Raw genomic sequence first — 18,526 nt, forward strand, 5'->3', positions numbered from 1 at the left:
CCCTCGACCGCTACAGCATCGCCACACCGTTTCCGCAGGTCGCATATGGGGAAACGTGACGCCGTGGCTACACTCAGGCCTGACGTGGCCGTCGGCACCGAACGGACCCGGACCGGCGCGACGAACGGTCGAAAGCACGCCCCCCACAAGAAGCGCCCACAGCTGAAGGGGTTCAAAGGCTGGCTGAAGCGCTGGTGGTGGGTGTTCATCGTCGCGCCCGCCGGGGCCTTGCTGCTGGTCCTGCTGACGCTGATCTGGATCTACTCACGGCTCGAGCTACCCAAGACGCCGCCGCCGCTACAAACGACGTACATCTACGACCGTCACGGCAACCAGATCGCTACGCTGCACGCGAGCGTGGACCGAACCATCATCCCGCTCTCCGAGATGCCGAAGCATCTGCGCAACGCGGTGATCTCCGTCGAGGACGGCGGCTTCTACGACCATCCGGGGTTCGACCCCGTCGGGATCCTGCGCGCCGGTTGGACGGACCTCGTTCGCCAGGAGGTCGTCCAGGGCGCGTCGACGATCACCCAGCAGCTGGTGAAGAACGTCTACGCCGGCGAGTACGTAGAGGATCCGGAGACCGGCGACAGCGAGTACGTCGTCCCGGCACGGAACATCGAGCAGAAGATCCGTGAGGTTCTCCTGGCCGTCAAGGTCGAGCAGCAGTTCAGCAAGGACGAGATCCTGGCCAAGTATCTGAACACCGTGTACTTCGGTCGCGGCGCGTACGGCGCGCAGGCCGCCGCGCAGACGTACTGGCAGAAGGACGCGAAAGACCTGACGATCCTGGAGTCGGCCACGCTCGCCGGCCTGATCACGAAGCCGTCGCTGTACGACCCTGTCGACCAGCCAGAGACGGCGCTCGAGCGACGGAACTACGCGCTCGGCCGCATGGTCATCGACGGCTACCTCTCCGAGGAGCGAGCCCAGGCCATGATGGACAAGGACGTCAAGGTGAACCCGATCGACATCGGACTCAACTTCTCCGGCAAGCTCGGCTACTTCCTCGACCACACTCGAAGGACGCTGCTCGACCGGTACGACGACAACGAGGACATCGTGTTCGGCGGCGGCCTCCAGGTGCGAACGACGCTCGACATGCAGATGCAGAACGCGGCCGAAGCCGCGGTCGGCAAGTACCTGAACGACGAGAACACGCCCGATGCCGCGCTCGTCGCCATCGACACCCGCACCGGGGGCATCCTCGCCATGTACGGAGGCAAGAACTTCAATCGCGAGCACACCAACCTCGCGACCGGCCAGGGTGGCACGGGCCGGCAAGCGGGTTCGGCATTCAAGCCGTTCACGCTGCTCGCCGCGCTCGAGCAGGGGTATCCGCTCACGTCGGGATGGAACGGACCGTCGTCGATCACGATCCAGGATCCGCGTTGCTACACGGACGGCGAGCCGTGGCAGGTATCGAACGCCGGCGACTCGACGAGCGGGTACTTCACACTCCTGTCGGCGACGACCAACTCCGTCAACACCGTGTACGCACAGATCGCGCCGGCCGTCGGCCCCGAGGCCGTCGTCGACGTGGCCCACCGAATGGGGATCCGCTCGGAGCTTCAGCCCGTCTGCTCGATCGCGATCGGCACGCAGGAGGTCAACCCGCTCGAGATGGCGAGCGCGTATGCGACGCTCGCCTCGCGCGGGGAGTATCACCGGCCGACGCCGCTGCTTCGCGTCGAGGACCCGAACGGCGAGACGACCTCGATCCGGGAGAACGGTAAGCAAGTCATCGACCGAAACGATGTCGACCTGGCCACCTCGGCGCTCCAGACCGTCATCTCCAGCGGGACCGGGACGAACGCGATCATCCCGTGGCCGGCCGCGGGCAAGACCGGGACGAACCAGGAGTTCCGAGACGCCTGGTTCTGCGGATACACCGTGCAGATCGCGACGTGCGTGTGGGTCGGATACGCCGAGGCACAGATCGAGCTGTACAACGTGGAGGGCTACTCGGTCGTGTACGGGGGAACGCTCCCGGCGCTCATCTGGCACGACTTCATGCTCTCCGCTATGGAGGGCATGCGCGTTCGCGAGTTCGCCACGCCGACGACCGAGGGGTACACGCAGAGTCCGCCCACCCCGGTCTCCTCGCCGCAGCCCTCGCCGACCGTGACCGAGACGCCCGAGCCGGAGCCAACGAAGGAGCCCAAGCCCGAGCCCACACAGGAGCCGCTGCCCCAACCGACCCAGACGCCGGCGCCGACGGGACCGACCGGAGCGAGCGGGGCAACCGGGGCGTTACCGAGCCCGACTCCCTAGGGCTGGTACGGCTTCGGGTAGGGCCCTACGAGGCCTCGCCGACCGAGAACTCTCTCGGCCCCGGGACGGCGTCGAGGGGCAACGTCGCGAGCACCGTGGTGCCCTTGCCGATCGTCGAGTGCACCATGAACGTGCCGTTGGCGAGCTCCACGCGCTCGCGCATCGACGCCAACCCGACCCGCCCCATCTGAAGGTACTCGCGTGCCCTGGTCGAGTCGAAGCCGATCCCGTCGTCCGCGATCTCGATCCGCAGCTGTCCGGCCACGGCCTCGACGGTCGCCGTCACCGACGTCGGCTGCGCGTGTTTCGCGCTGTTCGACAACGCCTCCTGGACGATCCGAAACGCCAGCGTCTCGAGATCTTGTGGGATGTCGGCCATCTCCTTGCCGACGAACTCCGCGCGGACGCCGCTGTCGCGTCCGTGCTTGTCGAGCGTCTCGCGGAGCGCTGGTATCAGTCCCCGCTCCTCGAGCAACGGTGGCCGCAGCCCGGACATCAGGCGGCGCAGGTTGTCTGCCTCTTCCGACAGCTCTCGTCGAACCTTGGACAGGACCTCGACGCCGTCCTCGGTCTCGCCTGCTCTGAGCATGAGCAGCACGGCCTCGAGGGACAGCGACGCGGCCGAGACACCCTGCACCGGGCCATCGTGCAGGTCGCGCGCGATGCGGTTGCGTTCGCTCTCGATCGCCGCGTTGGTCCGGCGCATGATCCGGGTGCGGTCCTCGTCGCGATCCTGCAGGAACTTGAACAGCGAGCGGATCGTCTGGTCCGCCACTCGGGCCGGCGTGACGTCGCGCACGAGGAGCAGGCGTCGCGGTGGATCGCCGGGGATCTCCGACATGCGCGCCTCGACGTACACCGCGTGGCCTTCGCGGTGCAGCGTCCCCTGACCCGTCGCCGGAAGCGCGCCGAAGGACTCGTCAGCGTCGATGGACCCCGCGAGCGCCGTCCACGCCTGCCCTTCCACGAGCGACTGCGGGAGTTCGATCATCCGGCAGAACGCGCCGTTCGCTCGGACGATCACGTCCGAGTCGTCGAGCTCGACGATGCCGTCGACGGCCGCCTCGAAGACCGTGCGAAGGCGCTCCTCGGACTCGCGGAGTGTCTCGTTCGCTCGCTGCAGGCGCGCCAGCGCCTTGTCTGTCTCCCGCAGCGCGCTTTCCTTCTGCTCGAGCGCGTCTTGCACGGCACGCTGCGAATGCGTCCCGCGGACCTGGTTGACGAGGATCCTTACGCCGATGCCGACGGCGAGGATGGCGATCAATCCCGATGCCTGGACGGGTCCCACGTGGCCCTCGATCTCGTAGGTCGCGACGAACCCGAGGGCGGCGCACGCCGTCGTCACCGACAGCGTCGTGAGGAGGGCACGTCCGTACCGCGTGGGTCGTTCGGGCGCGTACTCGTACACGCCGCGGGGAACCACAGTGATCAGCAAAGCGATGAACAGGCTGGAGAGCGCGATCGGGACGTCGATCTCGGCGCGGCCGGGCTCGAACGAGCCCTCGACCCAGTCGCCGGCGAACGTCAGCACGGCCGATGCCGCGCCGGCAACGGCGGCGAACATTCCGACGTGCGGGGCCGACGGTAGCCACATGGCGAGCGCGCCGTACGAGCAGAACGCCGCGGCGGCGCTCGCGGCGAGCTGGGCTGCCGCGAGCGAGACGCCGACGTCGGCGTTCGCCGGCCGGATGATCAGGTACACGATCGTGCCCACCGCCGCGGTGATCAGCGCGACGTCGGCCGCGATCTCACGGCGCGTGTCGCGGTCGACGTGACTGCGGAACTCCTGGACGACCGGGACCAAGAACAAAACGGCGACGGCTCCGAACACGATGTCGAGTGGCGACGGCTGCATCGGCGACGTGCCTCGTACGTCGATGATGGCGAACGAGACGCCGAGCGCGGCCAGCCCGAGCACACCGAATCCGAGCCATCTCGCTGTCCGCCACGCGCGCGGCCGACGCGCTCTCGCGAAGATCGCCGTCGCGGCGAGAACGCACGATCCCGCGACGATCGTTCCCGGCGCGCCGTCGGTCGAACGGATGTCGGTCGGAGCGACCGTATATGCGAGCGCCACGCCGACGCCGGCCAGCAGAAGGACCGACGGAACGATCCAGACGTGCGAGCGGATGGACCGCGTGGACATGATCAAGCCGTCATCATCGCGCAGCGCCGATGCCGACTCCATCACCCGGGATGGTGGCCTGGCGCAAGGAGCGACCTACGCCGGACGGCCGGTTGCTGTAGCGTGGAGGGCGATCGGTCGACACCCCGGAGAGGGGACCCGGTCTTACTCGATAAGGCGCCGGCGGAGCGCTTCGGCCACGGCCGCCGTTCGGTCGGACGCGCCGAGCTTCTCGAAGATGTGCTCCAGGTGTGTCTTGACGGTGTCTGGGGAGATGTACAGGCGCTCGGCGATGTCGCGGTTGGTGTGGCCGAACGCGAGAAGCTGCAGCACCTCGATCTCGCGAGCGGTGAGCGTCTCGGCGCGGCGGTCGCGTTCCTTCGCCTGAGAGAGCTCCTCGGCGAGGGCGACGACGAGCTGCGGGTCGATCACCATATTCCCGCCGGCGACCAGTCGAACGGTCTGGATGAGATGCTCGGCGTCTCGGGCCTTCAGGACGTAGCCACGTGCTCCCGAGCGAACCGCCTCGACGACGAACTGCCTGTCGTCGTAGGCGGTCAGCATGATGACGCCGACCTTGGGGAACTTGTCACGGATCCGGCGTGCGGCCTCGAGACCGTCCATCTCGGGCATCCGGATGTCCACCAGCGCGATGTCCGGAGCCTCGCGCTCGATCATGTCGACGAGCTCGCTGCCGTTGGCGGCCTCGCCCACGACCTCGATGCCGTCCGCCATGTCCAGATACCGCCGGAGGCCCTGCCTGACCAGGGAATGGTCGTCCGCGATAGCCACTCGAATCGCCAAACTGTGCCTCCATCGAGCTCCGCCGCACGGCAGAGCGGGTCAATCCTATATGTCGCGCCCTATGGATCAGAACACGTAGTACCAGTTCACCGTGAGCACCGAGAGGAGCCCGATTCCGCACGTACCGATCGCCGCGAGCGCCAGTGCCGGCACGCGACGGCGTTCCACCACCTCAGCGGCGGCCCAGAACGCCGGGAAGACGACGAGCACGAACCGCGGCATCGACATGAGCGTTCGGTCCTCGAAGACGAACGACAACGGGATCAGCAGCGTGACCAGGAGGTACACGCCGTACGACGGCCGGGAGCGAGCGAGAGCGTATGCGGCCGCCGCCAGGAACGGGATGACGATCAGCCAGTCGAGCAACCAGTACCCGCCGTTCGTGTCGCCGACATACCGAAATGCCGTGCGCGTTCCCTCCCACAGCGATGCCCACGGCCACGAGAACGTGCGCTCCCAGCTTTGCTGTGTATGCAGCGGCGCGAGAAGGTCGCCGGCGCGGAGCTCCCACGAACCCAGGTAGGCGAGCGTTCCGCCGGCCGTGGCGACGGCGGCGAGCAGGCCCGGCCACGCCCTGCCCCGTCCCTCGGCGCGCTGATGAAGCGCTTCGATCGCGATTGCCGGGGCGAGAGCTATCCCCACGCTCCGGGTCAGCGCGGCGAGCGCTCCGGCGATGCCGGCGCCCACCCAACTGCCTCGACGGGCGAACCAGAACGCGGCGACGGCGAGCAACAGGAACAGCGACTCGGAGTACGGCATGAGGAAGAAGAAGGAGGTCGGGAAGAAGGCGAGGAGCACAACGGTGGCCCGGGCTCGGCGCTCGTCGTACTCGAGATCGGTAAGGAGATAGGTGACGACGAGCGCGGCCAGGAACGCGAGGTTCGAGACCACCAAGGCGGCTCCGAACGGGTGACCGCCGGCGACGAACGACACCGCGCGGACGACGAGCGGGAACAGCGGGAAGAAGGCCGCGCTGCCGTCTCCGAGGCGATATCCCTCGTCCGCGATCCGCAGGAACCACAGCGCGTCGAATCGCTCCCATGCCGTGAACAGGTTGTGCCACCCCGGCTCGGCGATCGGTGCGGGCCATCCGGGTACGCCGACCGGATCGAGCGCCGGCACCAGTCCGACGGCAACCACGCCCACCACGAGCGTGAGGAGCCGGAGGAGGAGAAAGACGAGGGCGCAGTAGCGAATGACGGAGAGCAGGTGCGCTCTTTGGTCGCGGATCGCCGCGACCAACACCACCCTGTCCCGCCGTTCCTTCGTTCTCACGTCGTTACACCTGCGAATGCGTGTTCGGGCAGCGCGGCCGCAACCGGTGCCGGCTCGCGACGGCGTACCCAGGCGACCAGGCACGCGACCAGGATCAGCGCGCGGACGAGGACGGCGAGCTCGAACGCGCCGAACGGCGTTCCCTCGAACCCTGTGAGCTCGGCGAACCACCAGAACCTCGTTACGAAGACCGCGACGTCGGCTGCCTCGAAGGCGGCGAACAGGCGCAGATCGGGCAAGGCGAGTGCGAACCAGGGGAGCAGCCACAGGCTGTACTGCGGTGAGTAGACCTTGTTGGAGAGCAGGAACAGGACCAGGATCGGGAAGCCGAGCGTCCACCGAGCCATCCCCGGGTCGCGCGCCGCCTTCCACCGCCACACGACGGCCACGAGCGTGACGAAGATCAGGAGCGACAGCGCGTTGATGATGCGTGTCCCACCGCACGGGTACTCCCCTCCGACGCGGTGACACGCGATGAGCCACAGGCTGTCCCAGTCGGTGGGGCGCTCCGCGTTGAACCGGAAGAACTCCCACCAGCCGCCCGGTGCGGCGATCACGAACGGCACGTTCACGATCGCCCACGCGGCGGCCGCCGCCCAGACGAGGTGGATCCCTCGGTCGGGCTCGCGTGAACGGAACCGTCCGGCCATGAAGGGCACGACGAGGAGCGCCGGATAGAGCTTGGTGGCCGCCCCGAGCCCAAGCAGTGCCCCCGCGGCCACGTCCCTGCGCCTCAGGTATAGGAGCGTCCCGGCCGTGGCGAACGACACCGCGAGCAGGTCCCAGTTGACGAAGGCGTAGATGAGCAGCGTCGGCGCGAGCGCGAAGTACATCGCGCGCCCGCCGACCATCAGGTACAGGCAGAGCGTCGTGACGAACGCCGCGATCGTGAGCAAGCCGACGTTGGCGGTGAAGAACGGCCCCACGTCCGGTCCCGAGACCCACGCGGTGAGCCGCATCGCCCACATCGACAGGACGGGGTACTCGTCGCACGCGCCCGGCTGCGTCTCCTCGCACGCCTCGAGGAAGGGCAGCCGATCCCCGGTCAATTCCTCCGCGCGGAGAAGGGGGACGATGTCGCTGTAGCAAAGCCTCGTGTACTGACGGCCATCCGCCCAGTCGCCCGACGCGCAGGGCGCCTTGACGGCGAACCCTGCCGCCAGCGTCCCGGCGAGCGCTGCGAGAACGAGGCCCAGACCTATCTGTCGTACGGCGGTCGGCACCGAGCGCATCTTCGCATCGCAAGGGCGATCGGTCGGCGCGCCGCGCCTGGGTGCGTACAGCGGGGCCGCCGAGGGGGTGGCGACCCCGCCGTACCGGTTCGGACGGGCCGATGGCCCGTTCCGGCGCGGGCGACACCTGAGCGCCACCCGCGAGGCGCGCTGGAGCAGTGGATCGGCAGGTCGCCACGGTGCGCGAATGGCCCGATCGGGTGGTCTTCGCCTACGCCGTCGCGGCCGTGTTTCTTCGGCGCGTCCTAGCTGCGGTAGGAGTGCGCCTGGTCCGGGAACGCACCGGTCTCGACGTCGCTGGCGAACGCGCGCGCCGCGTCGGCGATCTGGGCGCGGAGGTTCGCGTACGCCTTGGCGAACCGGGGGAGGCGTTCGTTCAGGCCGAGGAGGTCGTTCACCACGAGCACCTGACCGTCCGTGTGCGGTCCCGCGCCGATCCCGATGGTCGGGATTTGCACCGTCTTCGTGATGTTGGCGGCGAGCTCCGCCGGGATCCCTTCCAGGACGACGGAGAACGCGCCCGCTTTCTCCAGGGCGTGCGCCTGATCGAGGAGGCTTCGCGCGGTCTCCTCGTCCCGGCCCTGGACCCGGTATCCGCCCATCGCGTGCACTGACTGCGGCGTGAGGCCAACATGTGCCATCACGGGTATACCGAGCTCGACGAGCCGGGAGGTGAGCTCGATCTGCGATCCCTCGAGCTTGACTGCGTGCGCGCCCCCCTCCTTGAGGAAGCGTCCGGCGTTCCGGATGCCTTCCTCGATCGACACCTGATACGAGAGGAACGGCATGTCGCCGACGATGAGAGCGGCCCGCGCGCCGCGCGCGACGGCTCGCGTGTGGTGGAGCATCTCCACCATCGTGACCGGCAGCGTGTCCTCGTAACCGAGGACGTTGTTCGCCACCGAGTCGCCGACGAGCAACACCGGGATCCCAGCCTCGTCGAGGATCCGCGCGGTGGGGAAGTCATACGCGGTGAGCATGGCGAAGCGCCTGCCATCCGTCTTCCAATCGCGCAGGTCGCGGATCGTCACCATCGCTCGCGCCTCCTTCCGGCAGTGCACGGCTGTTCAGCAAGTCTAGTTGGCGGCTCTTGCACCGCCATGCTTGCGGTCAGGGCATGTCGGTACCCCTTGCTACGGTCTGCCCGAACGAAACGGTAGACTCTGGGCGGACCCATTCCTGCTCCCCCAAGAGGTCGAGTGGTGCGCAGACGCCGCTCTCCTCACCAAGGGGGGGCCGCCCAGACCAGAGGAGGTGGGGCACTGAGGCAGTACGAAGTCATGCTCATCCTGCCCCCGGACGCCGATGAGTCGGTCGTTTCCGGGGCGGCGGATCGCATCGCCCGCATCGTCTCCGATGGAGGCGGGGCGGTCGGTAACGTCGACCGCTGGGGCCGGCGGCGGCTCGCCTTCGAGATCGAGCATCAAAGCGAGGGCTACTACGTCGTCGTCGAGTTCACCGCGGACCCCGCTCGGATCGGCGAACTCGACCGTGCGCTGCAGCTGGCCGACGAGGTGTTGCGGTTCAAGGTCGTCGTCCGCGGCGAGGCCGCGTAGGCGAACGAGCGACTTCCCCCTTCCCGGCACTGCCATCCGCCGGGAAGCGGATCCCGAAACGGAAGGTGATGGAGATGGCGAGCGAGAACCAGATCATCATCGTGGGAAACCTCACGGATGACCCAGAGCTCCGCTACACGCCGAACGGAGCGGCCGTCGTCAAGTTCCGAGTAGCCGTCAACCGTCGGTACAAGGATGAGGCCGGCAACTGGAAGGACGGCGACACGTCGTACTTCACCGTCAACGGCTGGCGCAGCCTCGCGGAGAATGTGGCCGAGTCGCTGACGCGTGGCACGCGCGTCGTCGTGGCCGGGCGCCTGCAGATGCGATCGTGGGAGAACCAGGAAGGCGAGAAGCGCACCGTCGTGGAGATCGAGGCAGACGAGATCGGGCCGAGCCTGCGCTGGGCGACCGCCAAGGTCGAGCGGCAGGGCAGATCTGGATCGGACTGGCAGCCGGCGGCGGTTGGCGCTTCGTTGGGAAGCGAGGAGACACCGCTGGATGCCACCCAAGGCTAGGAAGCGAACTGGAAAACCGAAGAAAGAGAAGGACGACAAGGGCTGGCAGAGGAAGACCAAACGCAAGGTCTGCGTCTTCTGTAAGGCCCGGTCCGAGTACGTCGACTACAAGGACACGGCCACGCTCCGAAAGTTCGTCTCGGAGCGCGGGAAGATCCGCGCGCGTCGCGTGACCGGCAACTGCTCGCAGCATCAGCGCGAGGTCGCCGTTGCGGTCAAGAACGCGCGCGAGATGGCGCTGCTGCCGTACTCGACGCGATGAAGGTCATCCTCCAGAAAGCGGTCGACAAGCTCGGCGTGCCGGGCGATGTCGTCGACGTCGCCGACGGCTACGCGCGCAACTACCTGATGCCGCGCGGCCTCGCCGTGAAAGCCACGAAGGGCGGCGTGAACCACGTAGGCAGCCTCCAGCGGGCGCACGCCGTCCGGGTCGACGCCGCGAAGGCCGAAGCCGAGCAGGTCGCCGCGCGCCTCACTGCGACACCGATCCGCGTCTCCGCGCATGCCGGGGAGGAGGGCAAGCTCTTCGGTAGCGTTACGGCGTCCGACATCGCGAACGCGATCGACGACCAGGCCGGGATCCGCGTCGACCGGCACGACGTGCACCTCGTAGAGCCGATCCGTTCGGTCGGTAGCCACGAGATTCGCGTCCACCTCTTCCACGAGGTGGACCCGGTCGTTTCGGTGGAGGTCTCGGGCACGGAGTCGTAGGGGCGCGCTGAGGTCGGGGCGCGTCTCGGGCTGCTCGTCTCCGCTCGGCCGACGGGGTTGCGCGAGATGGCCCTTCTCGCCTCGCTTCGCTCGACGACGCCCGAGACGCACCCCTTCCCGCGCGCCGATCACCGTCGCCGCCCGCGACGCAACCGTTCCGCCGGCACCTATCACGATCGTCGTGTGCCCGGGACCGCGGCTTGGTCACGGTGCCTCTCCCCACAAATGACACGCCTGTCATTCCCGCCTGATACACACCTGTCCACAGGGTTATCCACATGGGGAATCGCAGGTAAAGGCCACAGTGACAAGGAATCTCTCGTGCCCACGCGGTCGTCGCGTTTCCCCACGGGTTTTCCGCTGGAGACCGGACGGGGCGAGGTCTAGGGTTCCCGCCGGTCCGGGGTCGAGGACCTTGGGGCGAGGGGGGCGGGATCGTGGCGCGCACGGCTGAGGACGTTCGTCGGCTTCGGCCTGATCGCGTACCGCCGCACAACCTCGAAGCCGAGGAGTCCGTCCTCGGCTCGATGATGCTGTCGGCCGAAGCGATCGCCGACGTCATCGAGGTCGTTCGGCCGGCCGACTTCTATCGGAGCGCCAACGCCAAGATCTTCGAGACGCTCCGTGATATCTACGGGCGCGGCGACCCCGTCGACGCGATCACCGCCGTCGAGGAGCTGAAGCGCCGCAGCCTCCTCGTCGAGGTCGGCGGCCACCTCTACATCTCGGAGCTCGTCGAGCGAGTTCCCACACCGGCGTCAGCCGGGTCGTATGCCCGGATCGTCGCCGAGACGGCACTGCTCCGGCGGCTCATCTCGGCGGCGGGCGACATCATCGAGAGGGCGTTCGCCGCGCCCGAAGAACCTGAGCGCGTCGCGGACGAGGCGGAGCAGCGGATCTACGAGGTGGCGCGCCACGACGAGAAGGAGCAGGTCGCGTCGCTTCGTGAGCTCGTCGACCAGGCGATGACCGACCTGGAGAAGATCCAGAACCGCGAGTCAGCGTTCGCCGGCGTGCCTACGGGGTTCCGTGACGTCGACGCGTTGCTCTCGGGGATGCAGGCCGGCAACCTGATCATCGTCGCGGCTCGCCCCGGTGTCGGCAAGTCGTCCTTCGTGACAAACGTCGCGCGCAACGTCGCGGTCGACGCAGGGTTCCCGATCGCGATGTTCTCGCTCGAGATGTCGCGGTGGGAGATCGGCATGCGCTTGCTGTGCGCGGAGGCGCGAGTGCCGTGGGACGCCATCCGTAACAAGCGCGTGGGCGCCGAGGACTGGTCCCGGATCGCGCAGGCCGCCGACACACTCCACGACGCGCCGCTGTTCATCGTCGACTCGGGCAACGTGACGCTCGTCGACATCCGTGCGAAGGCGCGACGCCTGGCGGCGCGGCGGCAGGGCCTCGGGATGATCATCGTCGACTACCTCCAGTTGATGTCCCACTCGCGACGCGTCGAGAACCGTCAGCAGGAGATCGCCGAGATCAGCCGGGGCCTGAAGATGCTCGCCAAGGAACTCGACATCCCGGTTGTCGCCGTCTCGCAGCTGAACCGCGACCCCGAGCGCCGCCAGGACAAGCGTCCTCAGCTCTCGGACCTTCGTGAATCCGGTGCACTGGAGCAGGACGCGGACGTCGTCATGTTCATCCACCGCGACGACGCCGACCCGGCGAAAAAGGGGCTCGCGGACCTGATCGTGGCCAAGCATCGCAACGGGCCGACGGACACGCTGCCGCTCACGTTCCTGCCTCACCTCACGCAGTTCCGCAGCTTCGCTCCCGCCTCGTAGCCTGCCGCCGTGGCGATCGATCGGCGGCGCGTTCGAGCCGTTCACGCGCGCTTGCTTCGGCATTTTGGTGAGCTGCAACCACCACGACGAACCGACCCGCTGGAGGAACTGATCCTAACGGTGCTCTCCCAGCACACGAGCGACGTGAACGCCTCGCGCGCGTTCGCCTCGCTCCGCGATTCCTTCCCGTCGTGGGAGGACGTCGTGGCCGCGGGCGCGCCGGCGGTCGCCGACGCGATCCGTTCGGGCGGCCTGGCGAACACGAAGGCGCCTCGGATCCAGGCGATCCTTCGCGAGATCCGGGAGCGGGAAGGCCATTACGACCTCTCGCGACTGAGGCAGATGGGCGACGAAGAGGCAGCGGGGTACCTCGCGTCCCTTCCCGGCGTCGGGCCGAAGACGGCCGCGGTGGTGCTGGCGTTCTCGTTGGATCGGAACACGCTTCCCGTCGACACGCACGTGCACCGAGTGGCGACTCGGCTCGGCTGGGTCGAGCCGCGCACGACCGCAGCGGTTGCACATCGCGTCCTGGCCGAGCTCGTTCCCGGCGAGATCCGCGTTCCGGTGCACGTCGGACTGATCCGGCTCGGCCGCGAGATCTGCATCGCGCGTCGCCCCCGATGCGATGTCTGTCCGGTGTTCGAGCTCTGTCCGACGGGTCCCATCGTGCTCGGTCGCTCGACGCGTCGTCCCACCCTGCGACGATCCAGGTAGCGCCCGTCAGTCGGCTGGAGCGGGCGAGGGGAATCGGACCCCCGTCTCGAGCTTGGGAAGCTCGCGTTCTACCATTGAACCACGCCCGCGGTTCGCGCTCGCCCCGGGCGAGCGCGCTCAGTCTAGCGGCGACGCCATGGCAAGGCGTCGCATGCCGCCCGTCGAGGCCCTGCTAGCCTCCGGCCCCACGCATGACCGAGCGCGATCCGGATCTGTGGCCGCACATCCTGTCGAAGCTCGCGGCGCACGATGCGCTCACCGCCGACGAGGCCGCCGCGGCGATGCAAGAGGTGATGGCGGGCGAAGCGACGCCGGCGCAGCTCGGCGGCCTGTTGATGGCTCTGCGGACGAAAGGCGAGACCGTCGACGAGGTCGACGGTCTCGCCCGTACCATGCTCGCCTTCGCCAATCCGGTCACTCCCCCTGCGCCCGTGATCGACACGTGCGGCACCGGCGGCGACCGAACCGGGACCTTCAACATCTCGACGATCGCGGCGATCGTCGTGGCCGGCGCCGGCGTTCCGGTCGCCAAACACGGCAACCGGGCGGCGTCCTCTCGCTGCGGATCCGCCGACCTGCTCGAGGCTCTGGGCGTCCGGATCGACCTGCCTCCTGCCGGCGTGGAACGGTGCCTCGCCGAGGCGGGCATCGCGTTCATGTTCGCGCCGGTGTTCCACCCTGCGATGGGTCACGCCGCACCGGTGCGCCGCGAGCTCCGCGTGCCGACGGCGTTCAACTTCCTCGGTCCGCTGACGAATCCCGCCCGCCCGTTCGCCCAGGTGGTCGGCGTCTCCGACGAACGGATGCTGCCCCTCATGGCCGAGGTTCTCGCTCGGCGCGGCACGCGAGCGAAGCTGTTCCGCGGTGCCGACGGCATCGACGAGCTCACGACCACCGCCCCGTCGAAAGTGTTCGAGGTCGACGCCGGGACCGTGACCGAACGCTCAACAGACCCCGCCGAGCTCGGACTGTCGCGCGCGAAACCGGACGACTTGAAGGGTGGGGATCCCGGCGTCGGGGCGGAGATCGCCCTGGCGATTCTGGGCGGTGAGCAAGGCCCGCGCCGCGAAGTCGTCCTCCTGAACGCTGCCGCCGCGCTCGAGGTCGGCGGTCACGCCGCGTCAATGGAGGAAGGGCTGACGGTCGCGGCCCAATCGATTGATTCCGGCGCCGCTTCCGCGACGCTCGAACGCTGGGTCGCCGTCTCCACTGCAACGAGCGGGTAGCATCGCGCGGCGATGATCCTGTCCGACATCGACATCCGCAAGGAGATCGCGGCAGGCCGGATCGAGATCGAGCCGTTCGACGAGACGTGCGTGCAGCCGTCGTCGGTCGATCTCCACGTCGACTCGCAGTTCCGGGTGTTCGCGAACTCGCGGTACCCGTACATCGACGTTCGAAAGCCCATGCCCGAGCTCACGGAGCTCGTCGAGGTCGAGGGTCCGGAGCCGTTCATCCTGCACCCGGGAGAGTTCGTCCTGGGGTCGACCCGCGAGCGCGTCCGACTGCCCGACGACATGGTCGCGCGCCTCGAGGGAAAGTCCAGCCTCGGTCGGCTCGGCCTGTTGATCCACTCGACCGCCGGCTACGTCGATCCGGGGTGGGACGGGTACCTCACACTCGAGCTTTCGAACGTGGCCAACCTGCCGATCACGATCTACCCCGGCATGAAGATCGGACAGATCTCGTTCTTCAGGCTGTCGACGGCGGCGGAGATCCCGTACGGATCGGGCCGCACGCGGAGCAAGTACCAAGGACAGCGCGGCCCCACGGCGAGCCGCTTCTTCGAGGAGTTCGCGAACGGAGAACGCTCGGAGGGCTAGTCCTCCGATTTGCTATCTCCTCGTCGTTGCTTGCGTCACGGTCTGGAGCTGCCCGTGCCCGCACGCAACTGAGCGGGTTGGAGACCGGGACCGATGCCCATCGCCACGGCGGCCATGGCCGCTTGGGTCCTGTTCGTCACGCCGAGCTTGCGGAAGATCGCTGCGAGGTGCGCCTTGACCGTCTTCTCGGACAGGAACAGCGCGCGCGAGATATCGCGGTTGCTCCTCCCCTCGGAGAGGAGCGCGAGGATGTCTGTCTCGCGCTGCGTCAACGAGCTCGTCGGGCGGTGATGCGTCTCGCCGTTCTCGACGGAGGTCGCGCCCTCGACCGTCTCGAACAGGTTCTGGATGACCCTCGGCGACAGGACGTTGCCGCCTCCCGACAGCGCGACCTTGATCGCCTGCTCCAGGTCCTCCGGAGTGGCGTCTTTCAGCATGTAACCCGCGGCTCCCTCGGCGAGCGCGCGCCTGACGTAGTGGGCGTGATCGAACGACGTGAGCATGATCACGGGGACGTTGGGCCAGCGTTCGCGCATGTCGTGCAGGAGCTCGAGTCCGTCCAGGTCGGGCATACGCACGTCGACGAGCGCGATGTCCGCGCCCGTGGTGGCCATCGCCTCCATCGCCTCAGCAGCCGAGCTCGCTTCGACGATCTCCGCGTCGCTGAACGACTCGCGCACGACGTGTCCCATCCCACGGCGCACGAGCGCGTGGTCGTCCACGATCAGGATCTTCACGACGTCACTCCTTGATTGACGGGGAGCTTCGCTACGACCCTCGTGCCGTTTCCCGGCGACGACTGGACGTCGAGCGTGCCGTTCACCTCGGCCACGCGGCGGCGCATCATCTCGAGCCCCAGATGACCGGCATGGAGGCCGGCTTCTTCGGGTCGGAACCCTCGCCCGCCGTCTTCGATCCGAACCTCGACGCCGCTGGCGGACGCTTGAACGTCGACGGCGACGTCGTTCGAGTCGGAATGCTTCGCGGCGTTGGCCACGCACTCTCGGATGACGGAGGTCGCTACGTCGAGCACGGGTCCGGGGACGTCACGAAGATCGCCGTTCACCGACCACTTCGCGCGGAGCTTCCAACGGTCCATCACGTGTTCGATGAGCTCGTTCACCGACCGGTGTGCTTCATCGGCGCGCGGCGACAACGCCGAGAGCAGCGCGCGAATCTCGTCGAGCGCGGCGTGCAGCTCCGCTGTGGCGTCGGTGAGGGCCTTGGCCGCGTCTTGCGGGGCAAGGTCGACCCGACGCGCCTGCCACTCGAGCTCGAGCACGGCGGCGGTCACGACCTGGGTGAGGCCATCGTGGATCGCGTAGGCAAGACGTGTCCGCTCACGTTCGATCGGGTCGTCCGGCGCGACGCCGCCAAGATCCGGCGGTTCGCCCCCCCCGACGCCCGCGGCTGGTGTCGTCCCGTCCACTCGTCTCCTATTCGGTTCGTGGCGAACGGTTCGCGCCTTCCGGCGCGTCCGCACGCCTGGCACTGGCCATAGCCGTACCGCTTGCCTCCGTCGGCCGTCCGGACGGCGCCCATCGCACGACCGGGCACGGGCTCCGTTCGGTCTAGTCCTTCTTCGGTCGGTTGGGGCGTTCGCTTGAACCCCCGGCCGGAGCGCGGTCGCCCGGGCGGCGGGCTACGAAGAGACGGTTCCGAGCGAGCGCGCGACGAGCTGAGCGATATCGACGACGTCCGTCCCGTCGCCGCGCGCCTTGGAGCCGTCGTCGAGCATGATCAGGCAATAGGGGCAGGCCACGCCGATGGCGTCGGCTCCCGTCGAGGCGGCCTCGTCCATCCGCTCGGCGTTGATGCGCTTGCCGATCCGTTCCTCCATCCACATGCGCGAGCCGCCCGCGCCGCAGCACAGCGACCGCTCGGCGTGGCGCGGCATCTCGACCAGCTCGACCCCCGGCACGGACGAGAGGGCTTCACGGGGATCGCGGTAGACATCGTTGTGCCGGCCGAGATAGCAGGGATCGTGGTACGTGACGCGTGTGGGCACCCGGGCGCTCGGCAGCAGGCGGCCTTCATCGATGAGGCGTCCGAGGAGCTGCGAGTGGTGAACGACCTCGTAGCGCCCTCCGTAGTCCGGGTATTCATTGCGGAGCGTGTTGAAGCAGTGGGGGCAGTTGGCGATGACCTTCGTTACTCCCGTCTGATCGAGCGTCTCGACGTTTCGCTCGGCGAGCGTTTGGAACAGGTACTCGTTGCCGATTCGGCGGGCGGGATCACCGGTACAGAGCTCGCGAGGCCCGAGGATGGCGAACGACACCTGAGCGCGCTGCAGCAGCCGTGCCACCGCCTGGGAGATCGTTTTCGCTCGGTCGTCGAACGAGCCCGCACAGCCGACCCAATAGAGGTACTCGGGAGCCCGCTCGCCATCGCCGATCACGCGGACGTCGAGTCCGTCCGCCCACGAGGCGCGCTGCGCCTGAGGCATCCCCCAAGGGTTCCCGGCGCTCTCGAGCGCGCGGAGCATTCCGCCCGCCTCTGGCGGGAAGCGCGATTCGGCCATGACGAGGTTCCGGCGGAGGTCGACGATCGTGTCGACGTGCTCGATGTCGACGGGACACTCGTGCATGCATGCGCCGCACGTCGTACAGTCCCAGAGGACCTCCTCGTCGACGATGTCCGGGACGAGCGGGGACGCTTCCACGGTCTCTCCGCGCTCGCGGGCACGTAGGAGATTGGGCCCCTCGGCGAGCAGATGGTCGCGGAGGTTCATCACCAAGAGCTTCGGCGACAGCGGCTTGCCGGTATTCCACGCGGGACACGCCGCCTGGCATCGCCCGCACTCGGTGCACGCGTAGAGGTCGAGGGTTTCCTTCCGGGTGAGGTCGGGAAGCGTCGCCGCGCCGAACCGAACGTCGTCGTTCGCCTCGGCCGCCTCGATATCGACCCGAAGCGGGGTGAGGTAGCCGAGCGGCTTCGTCTGGGCGAAGAAGACGTTGATCGCGCTCGTCGCGATGTGCAGGTGTTTGGAATAGCCGATGTAGACGAGGAACCCGAGGATCAACGCGATGTGCGACCAAAGCAGCAGCCACATCGCGGCGCGCCGTAGTCCGGGCGACATCCACCCGAACAGCGCGGATGCGGCAGTCGACAAGGGAGTCCACCACCAGTCGGGGGCCAGACCGAGCGCGATCCGCGCGCCACGGCCGAGGAGCAACGTCGCGATGATCAGGAAGATCAGCCCCAGGATCCGGTAGGCATCGGCGTGGTGGCTGCCGACGAACCGCTCGGGTCGTTGCACGAGTCGGATCCACAGCGCAAGCCCGATCCCTACGAGCACCCCGCCTGCGAAGACGTCCTGAACCAGGACGAGCCAACGCGTTCCTCCGATCAGCGGGAGCTCGAACGAAAGATCGACGACCTGGCCGCCGACCTCGACGATCGTCGTGAGCAGCACGAGGAAGCCCCAGAAGATCAGCGCGTGCATCAACCCCGGAACGAGCCGCTGGAACAACTTCCGCTGGCCGAGCACGCGCGTGCCCTCGCGCGCGAGGCGGACCGGCAGGTCGCTCGACCGTTCGACGGGTCTTCCCTGTCGAACCAGTCGCGTCAGAAGCCGAGCTCGTGAGGCGGCGAGACCGCCCGCGACGACCACCATCGCAACGAGCAGCGCGGCCCGGGCGAGCATCGGTGGCGAGCATACCCAGCGCATCCGGATGATTCCTTCGGGGCGGTTCGTGCCTCAT

The 18,526-nt window shown here is 68.1% G+C and carries 16 protein-coding genes, 1 tRNA gene and 1 pseudogene; 9 read left to right on the top strand and 9 right to left on the bottom strand.

Translation table 11 applies throughout. The annotated features are described in order from the left end of the window. Nucleotides 1–84 precede the first annotated feature (84 nt). On the top strand, nucleotides 85–2,277 hold the full coding sequence (locus VFA08_10495) for a transglycosylase domain-containing protein (protein ID HYZ14016.1): 2,193 nt from the start codon (nucleotides 85–87) through the stop codon (nucleotides 2,275–2,277). Nucleotides 2,278–2,302: 25 nt separating this feature from the next. Here the strand turns inward: VFA08_10495 and VFA08_10500 are convergent, their stop codons facing one another. The 5 genes from VFA08_10500 to panB all read right to left on the bottom strand — a co-directional run bounded on the left by VFA08_10500 (nucleotide 2,303) and on the right by panB (nucleotide 8,747). Beyond that, on the bottom strand, nucleotides 2,303–4,423 hold the full coding sequence (locus tag VFA08_10500; GenBank protein ID HYZ14017.1) for a PAS domain-containing sensor histidine kinase: 2,121 nt from the start codon (nucleotides 4,421–4,423) through the stop codon (nucleotides 2,303–2,305). Nucleotides 4,424–4,567: 144 nt separating this feature from the next. After that, complete coding sequence (locus VFA08_10505; protein HYZ14018.1) at nucleotides 4,568–5,194, bottom strand: response regulator transcription factor; 627 nt, start codon at nucleotides 5,192–5,194, stop codon at nucleotides 4,568–4,570. Between the two features lie 78 nt (nucleotides 5,195–5,272). Further along, complete coding sequence (locus VFA08_10510) at nucleotides 5,273–6,481, bottom strand: mannosyltransferase family protein (GenBank protein ID HYZ14019.1); 1,209 nt, start codon at nucleotides 6,479–6,481, stop codon at nucleotides 5,273–5,275. Further along, a complete protein-coding gene (locus tag VFA08_10515; GenBank protein ID HYZ14020.1) occupies nucleotides 6,478–7,704 on the bottom strand; it encodes a glycosyltransferase 87 family protein in 1,227 nt (408 codons plus the stop codon). The genes VFA08_10510 and VFA08_10515 overlap by 4 nt, the downstream gene beginning before the upstream one ends. A 254-nt stretch (nucleotides 7,705–7,958) precedes the next feature. Continuing rightward, nucleotides 7,959–8,747, bottom strand: coding sequence for a 3-methyl-2-oxobutanoate hydroxymethyltransferase (panB, locus tag VFA08_10520; GenBank protein HYZ14021.1), 789 nt, complete (start codon nucleotides 8,745–8,747; stop codon nucleotides 7,959–7,961). A gap of 168 nt (nucleotides 8,748–8,915) precedes the next feature. Between panB and rpsF the strand changes: the two genes are divergently transcribed. The 6 genes and pseudogenes from rpsF to VFA08_10550 all read left to right on the top strand — a co-directional run bounded on the left by rpsF (nucleotide 8,916) and on the right by VFA08_10550 (nucleotide 12,999). Then, nucleotides 8,916–9,269 (top strand): 30S ribosomal protein S6, encoded by a 354-nt coding sequence (gene rpsF / locus VFA08_10525; protein HYZ14022.1) that lies wholly within the window; start codon nucleotides 8,916–8,918, stop codon nucleotides 9,267–9,269. 74 nt (nucleotides 9,270–9,343) lie between these two features. Beyond that, nucleotides 9,344–9,712 (top strand): annotated as a pseudogene (ssb, locus tag VFA08_10530) (single-stranded DNA-binding protein). Nucleotides 9,713–9,770: 58 nt separating this feature from the next. Beyond that, the gene (gene rpsR, locus VFA08_10535) at nucleotides 9,771–10,049 is read left to right on the top strand and encodes a 30S ribosomal protein S18 (protein ID HYZ14023.1); all 279 of its coding nucleotides are present in this window, start codon (nucleotides 9,771–9,773) and stop codon (nucleotides 10,047–10,049) included. Continuing rightward, nucleotides 10,046–10,498: a 50S ribosomal protein L9 gene (gene rplI / locus VFA08_10540; GenBank protein HYZ14024.1), complete on the top strand. Its 453-nt coding sequence runs from the start codon at nucleotides 10,046–10,048 to the stop codon at nucleotides 10,496–10,498. Before rpsR ends, rplI begins: the two co-directional genes overlap by 4 nt. Before the next feature lie 437 nt (nucleotides 10,499–10,935). Beyond that, nucleotides 10,936–12,285, top strand: coding sequence for a replicative DNA helicase (gene dnaB, locus VFA08_10545; GenBank protein HYZ14025.1), 1,350 nt, complete (start codon nucleotides 10,936–10,938; stop codon nucleotides 12,283–12,285). 9 nt (nucleotides 12,286–12,294) lie between these two features. Continuing rightward, nucleotides 12,295–12,999, top strand: coding sequence for an endonuclease III (locus VFA08_10550; GenBank protein HYZ14026.1), 705 nt, complete (start codon nucleotides 12,295–12,297; stop codon nucleotides 12,997–12,999). Nucleotides 13,000–13,014: 15 nt separating this feature from the next. Here the strand turns inward: VFA08_10550 and VFA08_10555 are convergent. Continuing rightward, a tRNA-Gly gene (locus VFA08_10555) sits at nucleotides 13,015–13,088 on the bottom strand. A gap of 102 nt (nucleotides 13,089–13,190) precedes the next feature. On the opposite strand from VFA08_10555, the gene trpD reads away from it, so the two are divergent. Together trpD and dcd are read left to right on the top strand one after the other, a co-directional pair. After that, the gene (gene trpD, locus VFA08_10560) at nucleotides 13,191–14,225 is read left to right on the top strand and encodes an anthranilate phosphoribosyltransferase (GenBank protein HYZ14027.1); all 1,035 of its coding nucleotides are present in this window, start codon (nucleotides 13,191–13,193) and stop codon (nucleotides 14,223–14,225) included. Nucleotides 14,226–14,237: 12 nt separating this feature from the next. Then, nucleotides 14,238–14,822: a dCTP deaminase gene (gene dcd, locus VFA08_10565; protein HYZ14028.1), complete on the top strand. Its 585-nt coding sequence runs from the start codon at nucleotides 14,238–14,240 to the stop codon at nucleotides 14,820–14,822. Between the two features lie 35 nt (nucleotides 14,823–14,857). On the opposite strand, the gene VFA08_10570 is transcribed toward dcd, so the two are convergent. The 3 genes from VFA08_10570 to VFA08_10580 all read right to left on the bottom strand — a co-directional run bounded on the left by VFA08_10570 (nucleotide 14,858) and on the right by VFA08_10580 (nucleotide 18,468). After that, complete coding sequence (locus VFA08_10570) at nucleotides 14,858–15,559, bottom strand: response regulator transcription factor (GenBank protein HYZ14029.1); 702 nt, start codon at nucleotides 15,557–15,559, stop codon at nucleotides 14,858–14,860. Continuing rightward, nucleotides 15,556–16,251: a sensor histidine kinase gene (locus VFA08_10575; protein HYZ14030.1), complete on the bottom strand. Its 696-nt coding sequence runs from the start codon at nucleotides 16,249–16,251 to the stop codon at nucleotides 15,556–15,558. The genes VFA08_10570 and VFA08_10575 overlap by 4 nt, the downstream gene beginning before the upstream one ends. Nucleotides 16,252–16,464: 213 nt before the next feature. Beyond that, nucleotides 16,465–18,468, bottom strand: a complete 2,004-nt coding sequence (locus VFA08_10580; protein HYZ14031.1) for a (Fe-S)-binding protein — start codon at nucleotides 18,466–18,468, stop codon at nucleotides 16,465–16,467. Nucleotides 18,469–18,526: the final 58 nt, after the last annotated feature.

The organism is Actinomycetota bacterium (genome assembly GCA_035640355.1).
GTDB lineage: Bacteria > Actinomycetota > UBA4738 > UBA4738 > HRBIN12 > CALGFI01.

Bases quoted from the DNA above. Each gene is read 5' to 3' on its own strand.
- dcd (HYZ14028.1), top strand. From the start codon at position 14,238: ATGATCCTGTCCGACATCGACATCCGCAAGGAGATCGCGGCAGGCCGG.
- VFA08_10500 (HYZ14017.1), bottom strand. From the start codon at position 4,423: ATGTCCACGCGGTCCATCCGCTCGCACGTCTGGATCGTTCCGTCGGTC.
- rpsR (HYZ14023.1), top strand. From the start codon at position 9,771: ATGCCACCCAAGGCTAGGAAGCGAACTGGAAAACCGAAGAAAGAGAAG.
- rplI (HYZ14024.1), top strand. From the start codon at position 10,046: ATGAAGGTCATCCTCCAGAAAGCGGTCGACAAGCTCGGCGTGCCGGGC.
- panB (HYZ14021.1), bottom strand. From the start codon at position 8,747: ATGGTGACGATCCGCGACCTGCGCGATTGGAAGACGGATGGCAGGCGC.
- trpD (HYZ14027.1), top strand. From the start codon at position 13,191: ATGACCGAGCGCGATCCGGATCTGTGGCCGCACATCCTGTCGAAGCTC.
- VFA08_10580 (HYZ14031.1), bottom strand. From the start codon at position 18,468: ATGCTCGCCCGGGCCGCGCTGCTCGTTGCGATGGTGGTCGTCGCGGGC.